General features: G+C 63.3%; 1 protein-coding gene. It reads left to right on the top strand.

Annotation, left to right across the window (positions count from 1 at the left end; genetic code table 11):
- Positions 1 to 62 precede the first annotated feature (62 nt).
- Positions 63 to 953: a 2-hydroxy-3-oxopropionate reductase gene (locus HU811_RS27015; RefSeq protein WP_186659169.1), complete on the top strand. Its 891-nt coding sequence runs from the start codon at positions 63 to 65 to the stop codon at positions 951 to 953.
- Positions 954 to 992 lie beyond the last annotated feature (39 nt).

The following is a 992-nucleotide window of genomic DNA, read 5'->3' as shown; positions in this document are numbered from 1 at the left end:
CAGCGGGAGCAAGCTCCCTCGCCACAGAGACCCGGGACATCTAAATAAGAGAGGATTTTCTCATGGCTAAAATCGGATTCATCGGCACCGGCATCATGGGTCTGCCCATGGCATTGAACCTGCAAAAGGCCGGGCACAGCCTGTTTCTGAGTCAGCATCACGACCCGGCCCCCGCCGATCTGCTGGCCGGCGGCGCGGTGGCGCTGGCCAACCCGAAGGAAGTCGCCCAGGAAGCCGAGTTCATCATCGTCATGGTCCCGGACACCCCGCAGGTCGATGACGTGCTGTTTCGCGCCGATGGCGTGGCGGCGGGCGTGGGCGCGGGCAAGGTGGTCATCGACATGAGCTCGATCTCCCCTACTGCCACCAAGGCCTTCGCAGCCAAGATCAATGAAAAAGGCGCGCAGTACCTGGATGCCCCCGTGTCCGGTGGTGAAGTCGGCGCCAAGGCTGCCACGCTGAGCATCATGGTCGGCGGCGACAGCGCCGCTTTCGAGCGCGCCCTGCCGCTGTTCCAGGCCATGGGCAAGAACATCACCCTGGTGGGTGGCAACGGCGACGGCCAGACCGCGAAAGTGGCGAACCAGATCATCGTCGCGCTGAACATCCAGGCCGTGGCCGAAGCCCTGCTGTTCGCCGCGAAAAACGGCGCCGATCCGGCCAAGGTTCGCGAAGCGTTGATGGGCGGTTTTGCCTCCTCGAAGATCCTGGAAGTACACGGCGAGCGCATGATCAAGGGCACCTTCGATCCGGGCTTCCGCATCAGCCTGCACCAGAAGGATCTGAACCTGGCCCTGCAAGGCGCCAAGGAGCTGAACATCAACCTGCCCAACACCGCCAACGCCCAGCAAGTGTTCAGCACCTGCGCGGCCATCGGCGGCAGCCACTGGGATCACTCGGCGCTGATCAAGGGCCTGGAGCACATGGCGAATTTCTCTATTCGCGATAACTGATGCGCCCGCTCCCCTGTGGGAGCGGGCTTGCTCGCGAAA

The organism is Pseudomonas tehranensis (assembly GCF_014268615.1).
GTDB classification, from domain to species: Bacteria; Pseudomonadota; Gammaproteobacteria; order Pseudomonadales; family Pseudomonadaceae; genus Aquipseudomonas; species Aquipseudomonas tehranensis.
The sequence above is the reverse complement of the archived record's forward strand: the minus strand, read 5'-3'. Positions and strand labels throughout refer to the sequence as shown.